We start from the raw sequence: 21,019 nt of genomic DNA on the forward strand, positions 1-21,019 counted from the left end.
ACATACTAACTAAAAATTAATCTATTTCTGAAACAGTTTGCGCGCTTCCGATCTCTTTAAATAATTTGTTCAATACCTGAATACCAAAAATCTGCATGGTACCACCTTTCAAATATTCTCTGAGTTTATTCACAAAAATCTCATCTCCGATGTAATTGAAATACGCCTGAACATGTTCTCCGCCAAGTACCATTAAGAACTTTGCCAGGTATTCCAAATACGGCATCAGCTCAACTATCTGAACTTGTTTATCTACCGCAGGAATGGCACAGATTCTACATAAGCTTTCTCTGGACTCTTTATCCGCTTCTAAATCCAGCATTAGTACATCAACAAAACCCTGTACTGCTTTATGTGGTATTTCCTGCACGGGTATACTTGCTTCAAATGTTTGTTCTACACTCCAACGTTGATATAAATGTCCATCTGTTAAAGCTTTTTTAGACTTTCCTTTTATCCAATCTATTACAGCATTCACAATAGCTCCATAGCGTGTTTTTGCATTGGGTAAATATGGTTCAAAAAGGCCATAAATTTGAGTGATCATTTCCGGGTTCCAGGCATGTGGAACTACATCATTTTTATTGTAAACGGAATGTATATCTACATCACCATTCTCCATAAATGTTACAAAATTCGTATCTCCAGGAGTTGGTCCTGCATAGATATAAGACTCAATTTGAATCTCAGGATTTGAACTCCATAGATTTTGATGATCAGACAGAGCTTGTGCCAATACTGGGGAAATTGCACCGCCCAGACTATGTCCGGTAACCGAAACAGTTTTGATTGTAGGGGTTTCAGACAAATATTCTTTTAACCAATGATCTAGTTTGACCCCAATCATTTTTTTATCTCTCAGATTCCAGGTATTTTTTAACGCAATAGACGTACCTGTTGCGATATACCCTTTATCATGATGGGTATCTAAATTAAGCCTGTGGATAATTCCGTTGTTCCAAGGCACCAATGTTTCCGTTTCAACATCCTCCGTAAACCAATCATATCTATTAATAAAATTGGTTCCCGCCACTCCGATAATCAACTCTGTTTTTGCTTCATTTTCAAAAATCATTGTGGTATTTCGCGCTTCTTCTTCCGAGCTACCTAGAATCCACACCTTTAAGCAGGTCCAATTTCCAATCTTTTCGGAAATGGCTTTTTCCTGAAACGCCATATTCATTAATTTACAGCATTCAGTCTCCGTTTTATATCGGTTAAGTTTTACATGCTTTCCGGATTCGGCATCGGCTAAAAAAGCCATCGCCAACATCATTTTTTCTCGGGTTAATTGATTTGAATCATTCATAATAAAATTGTTAGTGAGTTTGATATTAATTACCCTACAATTTTAAAATCTGATTTGCCATGTTTCTAGGGTATAAATACGTAATTTTTATGATAAGTAATTTTACGCACCCACAAAATTATCAACTCATAACTAATGACTTAACTATTTTCCTATGGCGTTCACTCACCGGAATTTCATATTGATCAATTTTCAACTTATTTGTCGATATTTCACCCACTTTCCTCTTATTCACAATGAATGATCTATGCACCTTAATAAAGTGATCCGGCAATGTCGTTTCTAATGATTTCAAACTCATCAACGACATGATCTTGTTTCCATTACTTAAATAAAAACGTACATAGTCTTTGATATTTTGAACATATAAAATCTCATTAAAATAGATCTTAACCTGCTTGTATTCTGATTTCACATAAATATAGTCAGATTCATCGGATTGATATTTCAAATTAAAGTAGACTCTGGCTTTTTGTATTGCCCCTTCTACTTGTTCAAAATTGATAGGCTTCATTAAATAATCTAACGCATTTACCGAATAGCTTTTAACCGCATACTCGGCATATGCGGTTGTAAATATAATTCTGGTATCTTCAGGAATAGACTCAGCCAATTCCATCCCACTAATTTCGGGCATATTGATATCCAAAAAGATAATTTGAATATCGTTGTTATGCACAAATTCTAAAGCTTTAATAGGATTGAAAAAAACACCCCTTACAAACACATCTGAGATCGCAGATACATGTTCTTGGATCAATGCCTGCGCATACGGCTCATCATCTACAATAACACAATTCATCCTATACTTTAATTCTTAGTTCAACCATATACTGCTCATCCGTATCATTAATGCTGATATGATAATCATCCGCATCATAAATCAATTGCAATCGCTTTCTAACATTCGCTAGCCCTACTCCTCCTTTTTCTTTGTTTACACCTTTAGTATTATCCACATTTAAATACAAATCTTGTCCAACTTGATAAATGGCAACCTGAATATTGGCAATTCCATCATTGTTAACCCCATGCTTGAATGCATTTTCTACAAATGCAATAAATATCAGTGGTGGCAAATAAATATATTGATCGATATCATCCTCAATATCCAGGACAATCTTACTTTTTTCATTTAGCCTAATTTTCATTAAGCCTATATATTCTCTCATAAAATCTAATTCGTGTTTTAAATACACTTTAGGATTATCAGAATCATACAACACATACCTCATGATTTGGGATAGTTGTAAAACGGTCTTTCGAGCTTTTTCCTGATCTATTTGAATTAAGGCATAAATGTTATTCAACGTATTGAAAAACAAATGCGGATTCACCTGGTTTTTAAGAAAAGCCAATTCTGCTTCAATTCTGTCCTGTTCTATTTTTTTTCTTTCTTCCTCGCGTTTATAGTGCTGTGAAGCAAAAGAGCTAATAACACCAAGTATTACTGCAAATACAGCAATCATGGTAGGAACATCTTCCTTATCGTCCTCCTCTTCATAATCTTCATGCTCTTCAAAATACTTATCAAGTTTTTTGAAGGTTTGATCAAAATCAATGGCATGTGATATGGATAAATTAACAACATAAACACTCCCAATAACAATAAATAAGGTCAATATATACGCTCCCACTTTTTTCCTAAATAACAATCTGGGAATCAGCAAGTACACATTGAGATAATAAATCCCACTTGCTACTAAAATTGATAAGAATAGTTTGATATGGAATTCATGCGGAATCTTTGTGAAAGGGACTGGTAGAGATAAATCTACCAATACAAAAACACCCATCCATACCATTACATGTAAGATGACCTTAAACACTTTCTGTTTTAATATTCCCATAAACTTATGGTACAGTTACCAATTGAAAACTTGAATTTCCACAGCCGAAATAGCCTAACGCATTATTGGACCAATTTGTTGTTGGATTAGCTGGGGCAGCTCCTCCTCCAAACCCACCATCTCCAATAGCGTTGTCCAAAGTATTAAAATATTCATAGTAACTTTTGTGGATAGATCTTAGCTCAACCACTATTGTGTCTCCCGATTCATTTAGATTAGTTAATGTTTCAGTAATCACTTGTCCATCAAATCCCAAATCACTTCGATATACGCTATTATCACCTGTCAAAGCATCAGAAAATGAATTCACTCTATAAAAATTCTCAATATTAGGTGGATCCTGAAAACTTACTTTGATCACGCTTTGCTCTGCACCTCCTTCAAACGGATCAGATTCTACCTCAAAAGTAACATTTTCTATAGCGGTTTGATCCGGAATAACACCTTGCGCCACAAACGTTTTACCCCCAACATCCACTCTTAATGTGTAAACCATATTCGAAAGCCCATTAAATTGACTCAGACGATACATACCCAGTTGCTCATATTGCAGTGTATAAGCGTTTTGATTTTCATCAGTAAGCGTGACGACCGCATTCTCAATGATTTTGGGAGGTGTGGTATCAAAGTAATTTGTAGTTTGTGTCACTCTAACCTCAAAATCATTCACCCCACCCAAGAGTATCGCCTCAATTACATATTGGGGATTGCTCTCATTTAAGTTTACATTGATCACCTTTTCGCATGAAACACTACCTAGTAGTATTAACATGAATATTATATTTCTTTTCATTTCTTTAAAACTTAAAATTATATGTCACCGAAGGAACAATCGAGAATAATGCGGTTTGCACTGCTTCAGACTGAAGCGGGTTATTTTCGTTTTGTCTAAATGTTATGGTATATGCATTTTGTCTTCCATAAACGTTGTAAATTGAAAAATTCCAACTGGATTGTACCTTCTTTGCTACTTTTATTGTTTCTCCGGTTTTAGGGTCTTTATGCGATTTGTATTTATCTCCGTCTATGGTTAGCCCAATATCCATCCTGTGGTAATCTGGCATTCGATACCCATTTCTCTCTGTATAATATGGTACGTATTGGTTGTTTACGATATACTTCCCGGAAGGAAATGTCACCGCATTTCCGGTGTAATACACCCAGTTTGCAGCCAATCGTAGTTTTTCATTAATTCGATACATCGCTACAATGGAAATATCATGAATACGGTCTTGTTTTGCCGGATAAGCCGAACCTCCATTAATCTCAGGAATCTTCTTGAAACTACGTGAATACGTATACCCTAACCATCCGGTAAATTTGCCTTTGGTTTTCTTTAGCAAAAACTCAAGTCCATAGGCGTATCCTTTTCCAAATACCAATTGATTTTCAACGGTTTCATTTAAAAATAAATTAGCTCCATCCATATAATCTAGCTGATTTTGGAAATTCTTGTAATATCCTTCTAATGAGAAAGTATACATATTGTGTTTAAAATTCCTGAAATATCCCAGCGCGAATTGATCTGCAATTAATGGCTTGATATTGTTACTACTTGGCACCCAGATATCATTAGGTTGTGCTGATGTAGAATTAGACAACAGATGCATATACTGATAGTTTCTATTATAAGATGACTTGATCGAGCTAACATCGTTTAATTGATATTTTAGATTAATTCGTGGTTCAATTCCACCGTATTGTTGAATGCTTTGACCCGCTGAATACTTATCAGCAGAAACAGTATTCCCCTGACTATCGAATACATATTTTGTCCCGGGCCCTACCAGATTGAAATGAGAATATCTGATTCCATAGTTGATAGAAAAAACGCCATTGATCTGACTATTATTTTGGACATAAATAGCACTTTCTAAAGCATTTTTATCATCAAGTTTAAGCGTACTCACCTCTCCTTCGGTTAGAGATCCAGGAAGAAATTTGTGATAAATCACATTAGCTCCAAATTCCAAAGTATTCTTATCATTAAGGTAATAACCAAAGTCTTGTTTAAAATTCCAATCTCGAATTAATGAGCTGATCACCAGAGATTGCGTACCTACGCTTTGATTGATCTTGTAGTTGTAATCACTAAAGATGATGGATGTGTTTGAAAATAATTTATCACTAAAAATATGGTTCCATCTTAGCGAACCTGTGATATTTCCCCAATCGAAACTAAAGGTATTCCCAAAACCTAAATTATCTCTACCAAAATATCCGGATACATACACCCGATCTTTTTCGCTGACCTGATAATTAGCCTTGGCCGTAAAATCGTAAAAATATAATTGGTTGTTTCTGAGCGCAGCGTTGTTTGAGAGTTTTAAAAATAAATCTGCATAAGTTCTACGTCCCGAAACTACAAATGACCCCTTGTTTTTTACAATGGGGGCTTCCACCGTTAACTTTGATGAAATCAGTCCAATCCCGCCTTTTACCGCAAGTTCCTTACTGTTTCCGTCAATCGTTTTTATATCCATTACGGAAGAAGCACGCCCACCATATTTGGCTGGCATCCCCCCTTTGTACAATGTAGCATCTTTAATCACGTCTGAATTAAACACTGAAAAGAAACCCAATAAATGTGAGGCATTGTATACAGGTGCTTCATCTAGTAATATCAAATTTTGATCAGCTGCTCCTCCCCTTACAAAAAAGCCACTATTCCCTTCTCCTGCTGATTTAACTCCTGGTGTAAGCTGCATTACCTTGATAATGTCTTTTTCTCCAAAAATTACAGGAATCGATTCTATTTCCTTTGTAGTAATCTTGGTGACACTCATTTCGTTTTTAGTCACATTTTGATCTTCCTTATCAGCTGTAATCACCAATTCATCCAATACTTCAGTATTAGAATTCAACTCCATATTAATCTTTAGATTTTGAGTTAAGGTAATTTCCTTTTTGATTGTTATATAACCCACAAAAGAGTATTCCAGTGTATAATTCCCTTCTGGAAGTGTAAGTGAGTAAAATCCATACACATTGGACGTTGCGCCAACTCCCGATAGTTCTACAACGCGGACAGTTGCTCCGATTAAATCTTCTCCATTAGCGGCATCTTTTATATTTCCGCTAATACTATATTTTGTTTGCGCAAAAGCAGAACCGGAACTCAAAAAGAGTATTAAAATATAGGCTCCAAAAATGTTTCTCATAGTTATGTTTTGGAGCTGTTAACGAGGGTTAATTCGATTTCGTTTAATCCATTTTTTAAGAATATACGTTTACCTGTTTTTCATCTACGTTTGCCATAATACGGCTAAAAAGACGGTTAAATATAGGGGGCTCAATTCAGATTTATCAGCGAATAAACCTAAAGAGGGTTAGATGATTCCTTCATTGGGTCTATAAATGTAATAGCCATTCGTTCCATTATAGACAGAAGTCCCATTAATTATAATACTAGTATAAGGTAAAGTCTCGCTTTTTCTATCTATCCCCTGGTCTCTATACAGGTATAAAATTTTCTGGTTGGTATTCCTCCTTCTTGTCTGCTCTAAATAAATCACAAAAACATCATTGGTAACTTTAAATTCGTAATCGCAATGTGCCAATAGACTTTCTAAGGCTGCATCCATAGATTCATAAGAAGAAGAATCACTTATAACGCAATTCGCTAATAAATTATCACTGAAAGAAAACTGAAAATCGTATGTTAGTCCAAGGCTATATAACACTTCATTTAAGGGTTCTTGATTTACTTTAATTTCGATGTTTTGAGCGCTTAGGCTCGTCCATGCAAAACCACATAAGATAACTGAGCTAAGTAACTTACGTAGAATACTATTTATCACTATCTCTCTGCTGTTACTTTATAATTCCTTGAATTCAACTTCGTAAAAGTAAGATTAAAACTTTGACAAATGATATCTAATGCAGTTTCTGGTGATTTAGTTTTATTAAACCTCCCTGTGTATGAATAATTTGAGATATCATTTATTTCTTTCGATATGGTAATATCATACTGTATTTCCAGGTTAGTCAATACTTTATCTAATGGTACTTTATTAAAATTAAACTTATTCGACTTCCATGATAAAACTTCATTTCCCATATTCTTTTCAATAACACCAACTCCGGTTACCTCATAAACCGCCATTTCTCCAGCCGAGATTCTTAAATCCTTTTGAGATATCACAGAAAAAACGCTTACCGCCCCTTCTTCACAATATACTTTATACCCATCATCTCTTGTATTAATATTAAATCGGGTTCCCAGGACTTTTGTTACCCCATTATCAGAAACTACTTTAAACGGGCTCCCTTCTTTTACATCAAAAAAAGCCTCTCCGGTTAGCGTCACATTCCTCTGGCTACTCCATGTATAGGGATTATATATAACTCTGGAGTCCGCATTCAAATCAACGGTTGATCCATCAGGAAAAACATGAGATTCTCGAGCTCCCCTATCCGCTTTAATTTCTATAGAATAAAACTGAATAAACAAAAATCCTCCTGTGATTATCACAACTATAAAAGCGGTTACTAATTTTAACCATAAAGCTGATAAAAACGATGTTTTGGGTTTATGAATCACAGCGTTCTCAATTTGCGTGGAAATTTTGTCCCAAATCTCCTCCTTACTCTCATCAAAAGGGATATCAGCGTTCTGAAAGAACTTAAGGTCTTCAGACCCTTTTGGGCTTTGTGTGGTATTTAAATCGTCAATATTCATCTACACTATTATTAATTTTCTTAATTCGGCCAATGCATTGCTCATTCTTTTCTCTACGGCTTTTACTCCAATACCAAGTCGTTCAGAAATTTCTTTATAGGTTAAATCTTCAAATCTACTCATCAGGAAAACAATTCTTTGTTTTTCTGTAAGCTGGGCAAGTGCTAACTCATAGTGCTTTTTTAATTCTTTGTATTCCACATAATTGTCATACGAACCTCCGGAAAAACTAAACTTAATTTCTTTTAAATATTCTCCTGCAACTTTTTCTTTTCTATAATGGCTAACACATAGATCAAAAGCAATTTTATACAAAAGGGCCTTAGTTTTTTTAGGGTGATAATCAAATTGTTTTTCCCATACTTTGATAAATGTTTCCTGGGCAATATCGGTAGCTAAATCAGCATCTCCTGTCCGATAAAACACATACCTCCGGATGGAATCAAAATATTGATTATATATTTTTTTAAACTCTTCTTTGTTCAAATTTCAAAAAATTTCCAACATAAAACCCTGACTTTTAAAGTTATAATAAAAATCAGTTATTTATATCAAGTTCAAACTATTTCTTTAATTTCTTTTTATTCAAACTGAATGTTTTACTTCCACCTTTCCACTTCTTGGTAGCCCATTCATCACAAGTACCGTCACCATAATCAATGGTCGCTACCCATTCTCCATTCTTTGAATAATATTTAATAGTTCCTTGAACAATGTAATTACAATCCTCTGTTTTTACCAACGGGTTAATAATTACTTTTTTGAAATCAGACTTATTTTGCTGTAAACTTAGTTTACTAGATTTACCATTCTTAATAATTGTAGCTTCACTAACATAGCCATTCCCAAAATCAACAATCGCTAAAACTTCGTTGGATTTTGAATATTCGATAACTCCATCAGAATAACAATCTGAATTGTTTAATGCTAAAGGTGAAACAATATTTGTTTGATAACCTGAAACAGGTAAAGTTAGGGAAGCTTCATCATATAAAATATCTGCCTCAACAGCAGCTTCGGGAGACAAGCTTTCTTTCTGACAAGACAACAGAGATACAGCACAACAGCCTAAAGCCAATATGCCCATCCGGTTTCCAGAATTTTTCATTATGTAATTTTAAGGTTTAATGTTTTCACTCACTTATACTACACCGTTTAAATCCTGCCATACCCTACTTTTATTTCAATATTTTTTTTCTCTTTTATGTTTTATTCATTAAAAATTATTTTTAGAAGCATTTAACTATTTATATTTGAGCCACATAAAACCTAACACATGAAAAATCTTATCTTCTTCACGTTAATTTCAATTGGTATTTTTTCTTCCTCATGCGATGAAAGCATTTCTTGTCCGAATATGGAAGAACATCATCCTGATGCCATTTTAAGATGGACAGGTGACTATGCATTAGATGGCTGCGGTTACATCATCGTTATGGATCAGGTAGAATACAAACCTTTAAATGAAAATGTAATTGACCCCGGGTTTAAATTGGATTATGATGTAAAGGTTGCGGTTACTTATGAAATTCCACATGATGAAAAAGAAATTGCTTGTGGAATGACCAAAGAACCTGTATACAGGGAAGGAATACAGATTATTTCACTCGAAAAGAAATAGTCTAGATATTCAAATTCATCCAATCTAGCAAACGCATCATTAAACTCTTTTTAGCTTTAAACTCAGGATTACTTTTAAAATCCGCGAGTTGCTTTTCAAAGGTTTCTAAGGAAATAAACTTTTTAAGGTTTAATGACATGTAATGAACCAAAGCCTCCACCTCATGCCTAGGGAGTCCCAATGCAATTCCCAGATCATGACATAACTGGATTTCCTTTTCATGAGCGTACATATCCATCTTCATCATGGTTAATATCCTCCAGAAAAACTCTGTTTTTTGCTCATAAGTTTCTGGTGGAACAATAGATACCTGATCCAGATCTTTTTTTAAAGTCGCTATCACTCCATGGTCTACTCCAAGAGTATTTGATAGCATGGTAATATTCATCTGCTCAAAATGACTCACAGATCCATCAGCCTGTGCCATTTTAATTAAAGCCAATATGAGAGATGTGTTCGGGTCTACGGAAATAGAATTCATATTAGTTAATTTATTTGTGTGTAATAAGTAAGATCAAGGAGAGTTTTACACTCTCCTTCTGGAATTAATTTAAGGCCTCTTCCATCTGTTCTTTGGAAAGCACCTTATCCAAATTATCAATACTTAATTGAATCACTTTGGATAATTGTTCGTCAGTAAAGCCCATCAAACCGCCAATATGTTTGCAGATTTCAACCTCCTCACTATCTGCGGTCATATCTAAGCTCATTAAAGTCAGAATATCATACAACACCTGAACTTTCCCGTCACTAGTAACAGGCGGTTCAGACTTAATAGACTCTACATTTAATGCAACCTCATTGAAATCAGCACTGGATAAACCTAACCTGATCGCAACGGTTTTAATGAATATAACTTCTTCTTGAGTTAATTTATTATCTGCCTTTGCAATCTTGATTAAGTTGGCAATGTGATTTTTCTTAATTTCTTTAGTCACCATAGTTTGTATTTTATATTATTAAATTCAATTCTTTGAAAGTTCATTTTTAATTCCAATCAACCCTTCTGATACACGTTCTATCTGGGATAGAATCATGGCCATTTGGTTTTGATCACCAAAGCCTCTTAACCTCTGATTTTTCTGAAATTTTGTCTTAATCTCACTCCATCGGGAGATATCTTCTTCCCGCATCCAGCCTACCATCTCCTTAAATTTCAACAGGTTTGCTTCTGAACTGGTGGTTAAAGTTTGCGATTCACTTTCGTACGCATTTAAAATCAGCAAATCCAATTCTTTATCGTTCATAATTGGAACAATCTTTTCCGCAATTTTGTTCATATTCCTATAAGATCCTTGTAGTTTAAATGGCGGCTCTTTTCTAAACTGATCTTCCATTGCTGCGGACTTAATATATTCCTTATTCACTCGAAGCACGATATCTCTTACCTTGATCAACTTTTTTAATACCGAAACATAATCATTCATGTCTTCAACACTGTGATTAGACTCAAATTCTAAATCTCCTCTTTCTCCGGTGCTGGCCCAATCCATCAATTGATACAAGTCTTTTTGACTCTTACCTGATAGTTTTCTAAGGGTTGTATTCGAAGTTAAACAGTTTTCAATGTAACTGGATTCAAATGCTTCATCGGTTTCTCCAATGATATCTCCCAGGTTATAGATATCAGCTCTATTGGCTAGCATATCAGGAATCTTAAACTTATCACCACTCTCGGTATATGGATTACCAGCCATCACCACACATACCTTCTTCCCTCTTAAATCGTAAGTTTTTGACTTTCCTTTATATACGCCTTCAATTTTTCTTTGCGCATCACTTAAGGAAATAAACTTTTGTAAAAACTCCGGATGACAATGTTGGATATCATCCAAATATATCATCACATTATCTCCCATTTCCAAACCTAAGTTCAGCTTCTTAATTTCCTCACGCGCAGCAGAATTTGGAGCCATTTCAGGATCAAGAGACGTTGTTTCATGTCCCAGTGAAGGACCATTTATTTTTAAGAATATAATGCCCAACCTACTGGCTATATACTCCATTAAGGTTGTCTTACCATACCCTGGAGGTGAAATCAGCAACAACATACCCATCAAGTCAGTTCTCTTATTATCATCAGATGTACCAATTTGTTTTGCAAGATTATCCCCAATTAATGGCAGATAAACCTGATTTATGAGTTTGTTTCTCACAAACGAACTCATCACCTTAGGTTTCAATTCATCAAGTCTTAATTCTTCTTTATAACCTTTAATATATTCACGCTTCAGATGGTTAAACTGTTGATAAAACGGGATATTATATGTTTCAAACTTTCTTAAACGTCTAACAAAGTCATGATAATTAATGGTTAAGTCTTGCTCTTTAATTCTTGCATGAATTCCTTGAAGTCCTTCTAGCTTAGAATTCAGGTCGACATTGATCAATTTTCGCTTTCCATGATCATCACCTATTAAAGCAACGGCTGCTTCGGATAAGACTTCATCAGCATACTCCAAATGGTTTTCAGCATATGCGCTTAACCAACTTTTAGCGATCGTATATTTTGAAGATGCTTCCCGAAGCTCGGTAATAGAATTCGAGAATAATTTTGTCTTCTTATTCTCTTTCAAATAGGTATGAAATGCTTCACTTAAAGCATAAGATTCTTTACTTATGGAAAACTTATTATCATGTGCCAATTCGGCAAATAAATACCCGGAGATATCATTGCCGTGCACATTATTAAAAATATTACTTTGCTCAATAAACGCTTCAATTTGTTGACCTAATTCCAATACCAAAGCATCATACACTTTTGTATCCGGAAAAGCGCTTTGGATATTACCCACGCTCTTGATCTGACTTAAAATCACATTTTTGTAATCCGAATCTATTACAAATTGCCAGTAATAGATTGCACAGGCTCTAACCTCCGGAGCATACTTCAGTACACCTCCGCTTTGAATCATCTTTACTAATTCTTTAAGAATTAACAAAGCATCATGATCATGTATACCTTTTACATATCCCTCATCATATCGCTTAGATATAACATCCGATATCAACGCTTCATATTTATCCTTAGGCCAGGCTAGTATTTGTGAAAAGTCAGAAAATTCAGATTCTAACTGCGACAAAATTTGCCAGGCCAAATACTCACTTCGATAGACCTCTTCATTCTCCGAAACTATGGATTGATTCCACACAGGTTTGGTCTCCAAAAAATCTTTATCCTGAATTCTTTCGAAAAAGTTTGTACCTGTAATGTGATAATACATATCCTCACCTCTTGGTACTATAGAAAGATCTAAACTTTGTTGATTCACAAAAAAACTATGGCGTCCAAATGAGATACTTCCCTCAGCAGAAATCAGTTCTGTTTTATCTTTTAACTGCCTAACAGCTTCTTCTCCCAATGACTTTAATTTACCCAGTATATCATCAGCCTTTACCGTATCTCCCAGTTCCAATAATTCTTCAACTACATTTCTGAGTTTATCTACCATTAAATCAGAGGCCAGATACCCATTAATTCCTTCAACGGTTTTTAATGACTTCAAACGATTTTCTACGCCTTTCAGCACCCTATCTGCTGAAGTTTGGAGTCTGGAAATTCTTTTATTTTTCTTATCAGTTAAGTAAACTTTTCTGGATTCGAAAGCATTATAAATTTCCTCTCGTTTATCGTTTAACTGACCTAAAAACTCATCAAAATCACTAAATCTACCTTCCAGTTCTTCTAATTGAATCAACAGTTTAGTCAGATATTCGTCACACTTTTGTACCGAGTCAGAGATATCCAGATAATTTACCATCCCCTGACTAATCAGTTTCAATTGCGATATAAATACAGCCTCTCCTTCAACTACCTGAAGTTCTTTTCTTTTCCGCTTTATGGTCGCATATATCTGATTAAATTGCGAATAGATATCAGAGATATTGTTAATGATCTTAGTCGTTTCAGTAGCATCTTCAATCTTTAGATTACTCACAATCTCTATGAGCATTTCTAAATCACGTGATGTTTTTAGAATTTGTTCTTCAAATTCATCCACTTCTACAACCTTGGAGAGCTTAGGTGCATTTTCCTGAAACTCTAAGATCCTGTTTTTATAAAAATCCAGTGACTCTGCGCTCAATAAAAACGAAACACACTTCTCAGAAATAAATTCATTCTTTTCTTCAATCTCAGTTTCGAAATCATCGACCATGTCAAGATCAATGTATCTTAAGTCCTTAAGAGATATAACCTCACCTCTTAAAACCCTTAATTGCGTTAAAATCTCAACAAAATCATCAATTCTTTCAAACTTTGAGACATTAATCCTGGACTGGAGTTCTTTGAACTTTACTTCAAAGTCAGACTGTTTCTGCTTTGTATCTTTCTTTATCCGGGTAACCTTATCAAATTCATCTATTGCCAATGAAGCTGAAGATTTGATTCCATCTAATGGCTCTTTCAGGTTAAATGTTTCCTGTTTATCCAACCAATAATACGAATCGGAAATATCAGTAGTTTTCTTCACCAGATCTACATATAAATTGTCATATGTATCTTCTTTTTTTAGCAAATGAAGAACTTCTCCACATTCTGCCATAACCGTTACAATCTCTTTATTTCCAATTTTAGAAATTAAAGAATCTTTGTTTTCCGGAATGGTAAAGGCTTCATTTTTAAATGGTGTCTCCCATATTTGAATTGCATGATGATTTTGTGCTTCTTCCTCTCCCTTGAAATAACACAACTCTCCATTTGGAAAAAGCGTATAACCGTGACATATCGTTGGCGAAAAAACTTCCTGAGTAATCACATTATACGTAAGCAAAACATAGTTTCCAGTAACATTATTATGAAAGACATACAGATAATCCTCCCCATTTGATGATGAAATGGTTTGTTGATACTGCATTTGATCTACATCCAGATCAAATATTTTATACGTACCATTTTGTAAATAATATCCTCTTGGAAAAATCACACCATGATCATTGGGTAGTAGCACACAAGCCTCTCTAATGGCATCAACGCGCAACGCTTCTGATATTTTTTTGTTAAACAGAATGTATCGATAATCATTCTCTTTATAAGGTTTGATCTTCAAAAAGATCAAATTACCCACTATAGCATAACTTATTTCGGCATCATCCAGAGTTTGATCCATAGCTTCCACCGGTTCTTCATATACGCCTCTACCTTCATCTGTATTATCTTCAACTTTAATGGTTAAATCACCACCAATAGTTTCAACAAACACCTGGTCCTCAATAGACACATGTGGATGCGCTCCATTTCGATACATATCTCTGGTCGTTCGAATCCAAGAAAACTCATGTTGATTCGGAATAACAACCTCATGATCACTTCGGTTATCTATATAAACCAACTTATTGGTTTCTATTCTCCATTTAAAGGTTTTAATATCATTTTTTCCTTTTCCGATTAGGAAAACCATATACAGAAATGGACCTATCTCTACGAATCTATTAAATTGGGTCTCTTTATAGTATTTATACAACTGGTTAAAATCATCTAAAAACGTTTCATCACCTATCCAGGATAAACCTTGTAAATGAAATTGGTGATTATCATATTGATATACGCTAAAAACATCATTTAACTTAGTCACGGTTCTTAAACCAATATGCACATTATATCCGAAAATGAATTTGTCACCCAGAGAAATCATATCTCTTGGAACACATTTGTTTTCAGTCGTAATTCGCTCAGTAGTCAATAATTTCATCTCTACTGAACCGAATAACTCTTTTCGCACAGAATTAAGCTGATCTATTCTTTGCCTTAATTCCACACCATGTTTACCAAGTCTGTTAAGAATGATCTCATACGTTCCCTCTTCTAATTCTGATACTTGAGATTTTTTATTTTCTTCTTGAGATTCTAACATTTAGGTGTCATTTATACATTATTGAAATGAACATAGAGTATTAAATTGATGGACATACCATGGTCTCCCTTGAAACGAAATTCATGGTTAATCCATCAAAATCAACGATATAAAATTGATCTATGAGATTCCCAATGAACTTGGTGTCACATTATCAATACCTGTTGTTTTAGCCATTTTTAATAGCTCTTCAAGCATTCCTTTTTCTTTGGAGTCATTAGTTTGTTGCATCATTTTAAAGATCAACATAGACACCGATAGGTTCTTTAAATCTTCAGAATCGATACCAAACTGTCGAATAAGGTTTTGTATCTTCTCCTTTAAGGAACTTCCTTCTATATCATCTAAAAAATGAGATTTTAGTCCCTTTAAAGTTTCACTGTTATCAATAGCCCTATCTACAGATTTCCCATTTGAAATCGCTCCAATAATCTTATCAAAGAATACCGTTTCACCACCCACAATATCAATCTTAGCAGTTTTCAATGCATTGGAAATCACCTCTGCCTGTGCATCAGCTATATCTTTTTGAATTTGAATTTGAGCCAACTCCACCTGTTTCGCTTTATCCAATTCCAGTTTAAACTCTTCGTGTTCTTTACCAACACCATCCAGTTTCTTCATTGCTTCAGCTTTTTCGTGAATTCCCATCGCTTCCACATGATATTTTTCTTTGCTTACTGACGCTTCAGCCATTCCTTTCTTCTCATCAGCAACAGCTTTCGCTTCAATCACCTGTGCTTCTGCTGAACCTAATTCAATATCAGATTTAGCTTGTGCAAATGATTTCGCCTCAATTCCTTTAGCCTCTGCAAACGCTTTAGCTTCAATAACTGAAGCCTCTGCTTCTCCTTGCTTTTCTCTAGCTTCAGCTTTGGCTTCTAACACTTTGGCTTCCGCAATTCCATGTGCTGCTTCTTTCGCTGCCTCTGCATCAGCTAGTGTTTTAATTGCTTCTGCTTTTTGAACAGAAGAATCTTGCTCGGCCTTAGCATCAATAAGAACTTTTTCAGCTCTAAATTCAGCGGCTTTTTTACCTGCCTCTGCGGCTTTAATCTGTTGCACTAAATCGGCTTCAGCTAACTCTTCAGCTTTTGTAATTGCAACCAGTTTTTCACGATCTGCCTGAGCCTTGGTTTTCGTATCCTTAATACTCTCCTCTTCAACAACTACGGTTTTCTCAATAGAAACTCTTTCTCGAATAACCTCCTGAACGTTTTTCTTTTCTTCCTCAATTGACTTTTCTTTCTCAATTTGAGCAAGAGTTACAATTCGTTCTCTTTCTGTTACTTCAAGCATTCTATCTTTTTCTACTTTCTCTGTCTCAACAGCCTTAGTACGTTCTTTGTTTTTGGCAGCAACGATTACTTCTCGATCTTTATTTTGCTCTGCAATTTGAATTTCTTCTTCGGTAATAATTCTAGCCTTTTCCGCCTTCAGCCTTTCTTCCTGCTCCACTTTAGCTATTTCAGCTTCCTCTCTGGACTTGATATTCGCAACTTCTCTTTTCTGCTTTTCCTCCGTTTCTGCAAGTTGTTTTTCTAACTGTAAGATGGTTTCTCTTGCTTCTACGTTTTGTTTTGTGATCGTTTTCTCCTTTTCTTTCTCAATCAAATTGGATTGAATTTTTTCTTTTGAAGTGATTTCAATAATCTTCTTGATACCTTCAGCATCCAGAATATTTTTCTCATCCATATGATCTAAAGGCGTTTGCTCCAAATAATCAATTGCCGCATCATCCAGGATATAACCATTTAAATCTGTTCCTAAACTATTCAGAATTTCTTCTCTGAAATCATCACGTTTATTATATAAGTCTGCAAAATCAAACTTCTTACCTACTGTTTTAAGGGCTTCTGAGAACTTCGAATCAAACAGATTGTTTAACATTTCCTGATCTGAAGCCCTCACACAACCAACTGACTGTGCTACCTGAATCACATCATCAGAGGTTTTATTTACACGTACAAAAAACGCAACTTTGATATCCGCACGCATGTTATCCTGACATACTAATCCATCCGAACCATGTCTTTCAATCAATATCGTTTTCAACGAAATATCCATCATTTCCAAACGATGCAATACAGGAATGACCATGATACCATTAAAAGATACTTTGGTTCCTCCAACTCCGGTTCTCACCAGTGCCTGGCCTTGCGAGGCTTTTCTATACCATTTGGCAATCATGGCAAATAAGCCTATTACCACCACAACTAGAATAACAATTCCAGTGAATACAGTATTCTGTAACATTTCCATCATAATTTTATTTTTTAGCGTTAATTAAATTTTAGTCAATTGTTTCATAGGGCTCCACGATGTAAAAACTTGCGTCTTTCTCGTGGTTAACAACCAACATTTTTTGCCCTCTTTTGATATGTCCTCTTTTTGTTTTTATGTTAATTCTGTAATTCGATCCGGATAATAAAACTTCACCTTGTCCTAGTTTTTGATCACTTGCACTAATGATCACTTTACCTACAGTTCCTAATAAATCTTGTGTATTCTCAGTTTCCTTATCTAATATGCTAAAGATCTTAACAAAGGGATAAGTAGACGGTTTAGCAATTAATAAGCTTACTATAAAGTTTGGAATTAAGAATACAAGTGATAAAATGAATGAAGTATTTCCCAGAATATAATTGGTCATAATAGAAATCACCCACATTGGTAAAATCAAAAAAGTTAAAAAGACCATTAAAGGGATTTTATCCAAATTAAAAAATGCCAATATGTTGTTTATCCAGGAAATAGAAGCTTCACTCCCTCCATCAACCTCTGCATCCGCATCCAGATCAATGTCCGAATCTAAATCAATATCTACATCGATATCAAATGAGCTAATATCCACCGCGCCTAATATAACCAGGAGCCAATAAAACACTACAAATACCAATAAAGCCGTAGGGATAAAATTCACTGCCGAAAAAGCAGCATGAAATAATTCAAGCATTTAAATTTTAAATTTCATTTTATTAAGAAAACAAGGGAGTTCAGGTCTGGAATATGTCTTACTTATCTAAACCCATTTTTGCTTTTAGAGCTGCCAGTTCATCACTTGCTTTAAGTTGATCTGCACCATCCAAAGCTTTTTCAATATCTTCATCAACAGACCTACTCTCATTTGCAATTACACCGTATGATTCTGCCAACGCTTCTTCCTGCGCCACTTTATCTTTCATTCTTTCTAATAAAGAAACAGTATCCGTAGAATCAATTTGAGCCAATTGCTTGTTCAAATTCTTGGTTGCTGTACTCACTTTCACACGTGCTTTAAGCGTTTTCAGCTCAGACTCCCATTTGCTGATATTAGACTTTATAGTCTTCACATTTGTTTCCAGCTGACTTACCGATTTTTCAAATCGATTTTTTTCTGTCAAAGCATGAGCTGCATGTTTAATATTTTCTTCTTTAAGCACTAATGCTTCCGTAGCCAATCTATCGGCTTCACTAGCATCTAACTCATTATTCTGAGCTCTTTTCAAAAGCAACATCGCTTTACCTTCATAATCTTTCGACTTTTCTATATAAGACTCATGATCATTTCTGGCTCTAATCGCCATGGCTTTTACTTCTGCCAAAGCTTTAAGACTCTTATCCAGGTCTTCTTTCATATCACGAATTCCCTGCTCAGTAAGTTTTATAGGATCTTCTAATTTATCAACCGCAGAATGTGCTTCCGCCTGCCCTATCTTGAATAATCTATTAAATAAATTCATAGCTAAGTTTTTTTAGTTTTTTGAAATCTGTATTAGTTCCTCTGAATACTCTGACAACAGTAGTGTCAACGAGTTTATTGAACCTTCTAACTCATTAATATCTAAGTTCGAAATTTGCAAAGTATCCCTGAATATCAATTTTTCACCTGATTCATCCAAGACAAATGCGCCATGAATAATATCTCTATTCTTTTGCAATAATTTTTTGAATATCACCGGATCAGTATCTTTGACATCCAATAAATGTTGTTCCATAATCAAAATAGGATCGGCACAACCAATTACAAGATTTTTAATCCCGATACTCTCATCCTCTACAACCAAGATATTATCATTCGAATTTTCTAGGGTAACAGAATGGCCAAGATCAATTAGGTAATTTTTAACTTTCTCGAAGCTGTCTTTCATTTCTGGTTATTTTTTAATAATTAAACTTTTCTAGAGCAGCATCAAATCTAAGATTTTTTTCTGCTCTTTGGGTATATACTTAAAGCTATTTATCAAGAACATAATGCTCTAATATTTACGCCCTTTTTTTCCGTTCCTTAAACATTAATGCTAAATTTGTTTTACAATTATACTATTTTTATTAGCATATGCAAAAATAATTAGCATAAATTTATCCACATGTCAAAAATTGGAAAAAACATCAAAAAGATACGCGCCACCAAAAACCTCAGTCAAGCTGCATTCGCTGAAATATTTGGCTTAACCAGAGCCAGTGTTGGTGCTTACGAAGAAGGAAGAGCTGAACCCAAAACAGACATAATTCTTCAAATTGCTAAACATTTTAGCATTCCTATTGAAACTCTGCTATCAAAAGAACTAACGGTTAATCAGTTATCAAATTTTAAAATACAAACTTCAAAAACCGATACTCCAACTAAACCCGTACTGTTTATTAATAACTGGAATTGGAGCTCGTTTATTGAAAAGCAAATTGTGACAGATCAATTTACCGTTTACTTCCCCAATCAATTTATTAATGGAGATATTGCATTTGAAATTAACACGCATATTCAATCAAATTTTAATGTTGGTGACATCATAATATGTGAACATAATAATTCTATAAACATTCCCGGACTTTATTTATTTATAGCAAAAGATCAGGCTTTTATTTCTGAGTCAAGTAGAATCAAAAAAGAAAACATTAGCTTTGATCAGGCTTTCCTGGTCAAACAGAAAATAGAAACCATTTCACCCCAAACCTCCTCAAACCTTGAAGATCGAATAGCTCAAATGGAGATTCAAATGGAAAAACTAATCCAAAAACTCAATAAATGAACACTGTAATCCAACTTATTAAAGATTCTATCGAGGATCATGCGCTGACGAGAAGTGAAAAACGAATTTTAAAAGAAACCATTATCGAGAAGCGCTTTGACAAGCGTGAACTTCATATTTTAAGAAGTGAAATTTTTAAAATTGCCAGAAGCCAAACCGACTTGATCCCCACCCCGAATCTAATCGACTGGATAGAATCGGTTACAAAGCTTACATTGGTTTTAGATGATGAAAAAATTGAAAAATCTCGGGTCTATTTTAGTCCGGGTAGTGAATGTAAAAATGCCATTATTCATCATATTCAACAAGCCAGATCCAATCTTAAAATTTGCCTTTTCACCATAAGTGACAATGACATTAGCTCCGAAATTGTTGATGCGCACCTAAGAGGCATTAATGTTCAAATTATAACCGATGACCAAAAAATGTACGATATGGGATCAGATATTCGTTTGTTTCGAAAGCGAAACATCCCCATCAAAGTAGATTGTCATTACGGACACATGCATCACAAATTTTGTATTATTGACAATGAGCATGTTATTACAGGCAGTTACAATTGGACAAAAAGTGCGGAGGACCGAAATTATGAAAACATTATTATCAACACAGAACTCAACATTATCAAAGCCTTTGAAAATGAATTCAATGAACTTTGGATGGAATTAGAATCAATTAATAAATAGTTGATATTTAA

At 34.7% G+C, this 21,019-nt stretch carries 19 protein-coding genes; 3 read left to right on the forward strand and 16 right to left on the reverse strand.

Annotated elements, in window-relative coordinates; genetic code table 11:
- Positions 1–16: 16 nt before the first annotated feature.
- From KFE94_17665 to KFE94_17705, 9 genes are all read right to left on the reverse strand, one after another.
- Positions 17–1,309, reverse strand: coding sequence for a hypothetical protein (locus KFE94_17665; GenBank protein ID UTW66453.1), 1,293 nt, complete (start codon positions 1,307–1,309; stop codon positions 17–19).
- A 121-nt stretch (positions 1,310–1,430) separates the two neighbouring features.
- A complete protein-coding gene (locus KFE94_17670) occupies positions 1,431–2,111 on the reverse strand; it encodes a response regulator transcription factor (GenBank protein UTW66454.1) in 681 nt (226 codons plus the stop codon).
- Between the two features lies 1 nt (position 2,112).
- On the reverse strand, positions 2,113–3,159 hold the full coding sequence (locus KFE94_17675) for a histidine kinase (protein UTW66455.1): 1,047 nt from the start codon (positions 3,157–3,159) through the stop codon (positions 2,113–2,115).
- A gap of 4 nt (positions 3,160–3,163) precedes the next feature.
- Positions 3,164–3,952 (reverse strand): DUF4249 domain-containing protein, encoded by a 789-nt coding sequence (locus tag KFE94_17680; protein UTW66456.1) that lies wholly within the window; start codon positions 3,950–3,952, stop codon positions 3,164–3,166.
- A gap of 4 nt (positions 3,953–3,956) precedes the next feature.
- Positions 3,957–6,320 (reverse strand): TonB-dependent receptor, encoded by a 2,364-nt coding sequence (locus KFE94_17685; protein UTW66457.1) that lies wholly within the window; start codon positions 6,318–6,320, stop codon positions 3,957–3,959.
- Between the two features lie 168 nt (positions 6,321–6,488).
- Positions 6,489–6,959 carry a hypothetical protein gene (locus KFE94_17690; protein ID UTW66458.1) on the reverse strand — a complete coding sequence of 157 codons (471 nt, stop codon included), beginning with the start codon at positions 6,957–6,959 and terminating at the stop codon, positions 6,489–6,491.
- Positions 6,959–7,840, reverse strand: a complete 882-nt coding sequence (locus KFE94_17695; GenBank protein UTW66459.1) for a FecR family protein — start codon at positions 7,838–7,840, stop codon at positions 6,959–6,961. Before KFE94_17695 ends, KFE94_17690 begins: the two co-directional genes overlap by 1 nt.
- The gene (locus KFE94_17700) at positions 7,841–8,326 is read right to left on the reverse strand and encodes a sigma-70 family RNA polymerase sigma factor (protein UTW66460.1); all 486 of its coding nucleotides are present in this window, start codon (positions 8,324–8,326) and stop codon (positions 7,841–7,843) included.
- Between the two features lie 76 nt (positions 8,327–8,402).
- Positions 8,403–8,948 carry a hypothetical protein gene (locus KFE94_17705; protein ID UTW66461.1) on the reverse strand — a complete coding sequence of 182 codons (546 nt, stop codon included), beginning with the start codon at positions 8,946–8,948 and terminating at the stop codon, positions 8,403–8,405.
- Between the two features lie 168 nt (positions 8,949–9,116).
- Here KFE94_17705 and KFE94_17710 point away from each other — a divergent pair, with 168 nt between their 5' ends.
- Positions 9,117–9,461 carry a hypothetical protein gene (locus tag KFE94_17710; protein UTW66462.1) on the forward strand — a complete coding sequence of 115 codons (345 nt, stop codon included), beginning with the start codon at positions 9,117–9,119 and terminating at the stop codon, positions 9,459–9,461.
- A 1-nt stretch (position 9,462) separates the two neighbouring features.
- Here the strand turns inward: KFE94_17710 and KFE94_17715 are convergent, their stop codons facing one another.
- The 7 genes from KFE94_17715 to KFE94_17745 all read right to left on the reverse strand — a co-directional run bounded on the left by KFE94_17715 (position 9,463) and on the right by KFE94_17745 (position 19,443).
- Entirely contained in the window at positions 9,463–9,942 is a 480-nt protein-coding gene (locus KFE94_17715; protein ID UTW66463.1) for a hypothetical protein, read from the reverse strand.
- 64 nt (positions 9,943–10,006) lie between these two features.
- Entirely contained in the window at positions 10,007–10,402 is a 396-nt protein-coding gene (locus KFE94_17720) for a TerB family tellurite resistance protein (GenBank protein ID UTW66464.1), read from the reverse strand.
- A gap of 24 nt (positions 10,403–10,426) precedes the next feature.
- Positions 10,427–15,313, reverse strand: coding sequence for a DNA repair ATPase (locus KFE94_17725; GenBank protein ID UTW66465.1), 4,887 nt, complete (start codon positions 15,311–15,313; stop codon positions 10,427–10,429).
- A 120-nt stretch (positions 15,314–15,433) separates the two neighbouring features.
- Positions 15,434–17,569 (reverse strand): flotillin family protein, encoded by a 2,136-nt coding sequence (locus tag KFE94_17730; GenBank protein ID UTW68311.1) that lies wholly within the window; start codon positions 17,567–17,569, stop codon positions 15,434–15,436.
- A 37-nt stretch (positions 17,570–17,606) separates the two neighbouring features.
- Entirely contained in the window at positions 17,607–18,269 is a 663-nt protein-coding gene (locus KFE94_17735; GenBank protein ID UTW66466.1) for a DUF1449 family protein, read from the reverse strand.
- A 58-nt stretch (positions 18,270–18,327) separates the two neighbouring features.
- Positions 18,328–19,035 (reverse strand): PspA/IM30 family protein, encoded by a 708-nt coding sequence (locus KFE94_17740; GenBank protein ID UTW66467.1) that lies wholly within the window; start codon positions 19,033–19,035, stop codon positions 18,328–18,330.
- A 12-nt stretch (positions 19,036–19,047) separates the two neighbouring features.
- Positions 19,048–19,443 carry a molecular chaperone Tir gene (locus tag KFE94_17745; GenBank protein ID UTW66468.1) on the reverse strand — a complete coding sequence of 132 codons (396 nt, stop codon included), beginning with the start codon at positions 19,441–19,443 and terminating at the stop codon, positions 19,048–19,050.
- Positions 19,444–19,662: 219 nt separating this feature from the next.
- Here KFE94_17745 and KFE94_17750 point away from each other — a divergent pair, with 219 nt between their 5' ends.
- Together KFE94_17750 and KFE94_17755 are read left to right on the forward strand one after the other, a co-directional pair.
- The gene (locus KFE94_17750) at positions 19,663–20,322 is read left to right on the forward strand and encodes a helix-turn-helix transcriptional regulator (GenBank protein ID UTW66469.1); all 660 of its coding nucleotides are present in this window, start codon (positions 19,663–19,665) and stop codon (positions 20,320–20,322) included.
- The gene (locus tag KFE94_17755; GenBank protein ID UTW66470.1) at positions 20,319–21,008 is read left to right on the forward strand and encodes a DUF1669 domain-containing protein; all 690 of its coding nucleotides are present in this window, start codon (positions 20,319–20,321) and stop codon (positions 21,006–21,008) included. Before KFE94_17750 ends, KFE94_17755 begins: the two co-directional genes overlap by 4 nt.
- Positions 21,009–21,019 lie beyond the last annotated feature (11 nt).

The organism is bacterium SCSIO 12643 (assembly GCA_024398135.1).
GTDB lineage: Bacteria > Bacteroidota > Bacteroidia > Flavobacteriales_G > Salibacteraceae > CAJXZP01.

Coding starts and splice junctions, on each gene's coding strand:
- KFE94_17665 (UTW66453.1), bottom strand. CDS start 1,309: ATGAATGATTCAAATCAATTAACCCGAGAAAAAATGATGTTGGCGATG.
- KFE94_17670 (UTW66454.1), bottom strand. CDS start 2,111: ATGAATTGTGTTATTGTAGATGATGAGCCGTATGCGCAGGCATTGATC.
- KFE94_17675 (UTW66455.1), bottom strand. CDS start 3,159: ATGGGAATATTAAAACAGAAAGTGTTTAAGGTCATCTTACATGTAATG.
- KFE94_17680 (UTW66456.1), bottom strand. CDS start 3,952: ATGAAAAGAAATATAATATTCATGTTAATACTACTAGGTAGTGTTTCA.
- KFE94_17685 (UTW66457.1), bottom strand. CDS start 6,320: ATGAGAAACATTTTTGGAGCCTATATTTTAATACTCTTTTTGAGTTCC.
- KFE94_17695 (UTW66459.1), bottom strand. CDS start 7,840: ATGAATATTGACGATTTAAATACCACACAAAGCCCAAAAGGGTCTGAA.
- KFE94_17705 (UTW66461.1), bottom strand. CDS start 8,948: ATGAAAAATTCTGGAAACCGGATGGGCATATTGGCTTTAGGCTGTTGT.
- KFE94_17710 (UTW66462.1), top strand. CDS start 9,117: ATGAAAAATCTTATCTTCTTCACGTTAATTTCAATTGGTATTTTTTCT.
- KFE94_17715 (UTW66463.1), bottom strand. CDS start 9,942: ATGAATTCTATTTCCGTAGACCCGAACACATCTCTCATATTGGCTTTA.
- KFE94_17720 (UTW66464.1), bottom strand. CDS start 10,402: ATGGTGACTAAAGAAATTAAGAAAAATCACATTGCCAACTTAATCAAG.
- KFE94_17725 (UTW66465.1), bottom strand. CDS start 15,313: ATGTTAGAATCTCAAGAAGAAAATAAAAAATCTCAAGTATCAGAATTA.
- KFE94_17730 (UTW68311.1), bottom strand. CDS start 17,569: ATGTTACAGAATACTGTATTCACTGGAATTGTTATTCTAGTTGTGGTG.
- KFE94_17735 (UTW66466.1), bottom strand. CDS start 18,269: ATGCTTGAATTATTTCATGCTGCTTTTTCGGCAGTGAATTTTATCCCT.
- KFE94_17740 (UTW66467.1), bottom strand. CDS start 19,035: ATGAATTTATTTAATAGATTATTCAAGATAGGGCAGGCGGAAGCACAT.
- KFE94_17745 (UTW66468.1), bottom strand. CDS start 19,443: ATGAAAGACAGCTTCGAGAAAGTTAAAAATTACCTAATTGATCTTGGC.
- KFE94_17750 (UTW66469.1), top strand. CDS start 19,663: ATGTCAAAAATTGGAAAAAACATCAAAAAGATACGCGCCACCAAAAAC.
- KFE94_17755 (UTW66470.1), top strand. CDS start 20,319: ATGAACACTGTAATCCAACTTATTAAAGATTCTATCGAGGATCATGCG.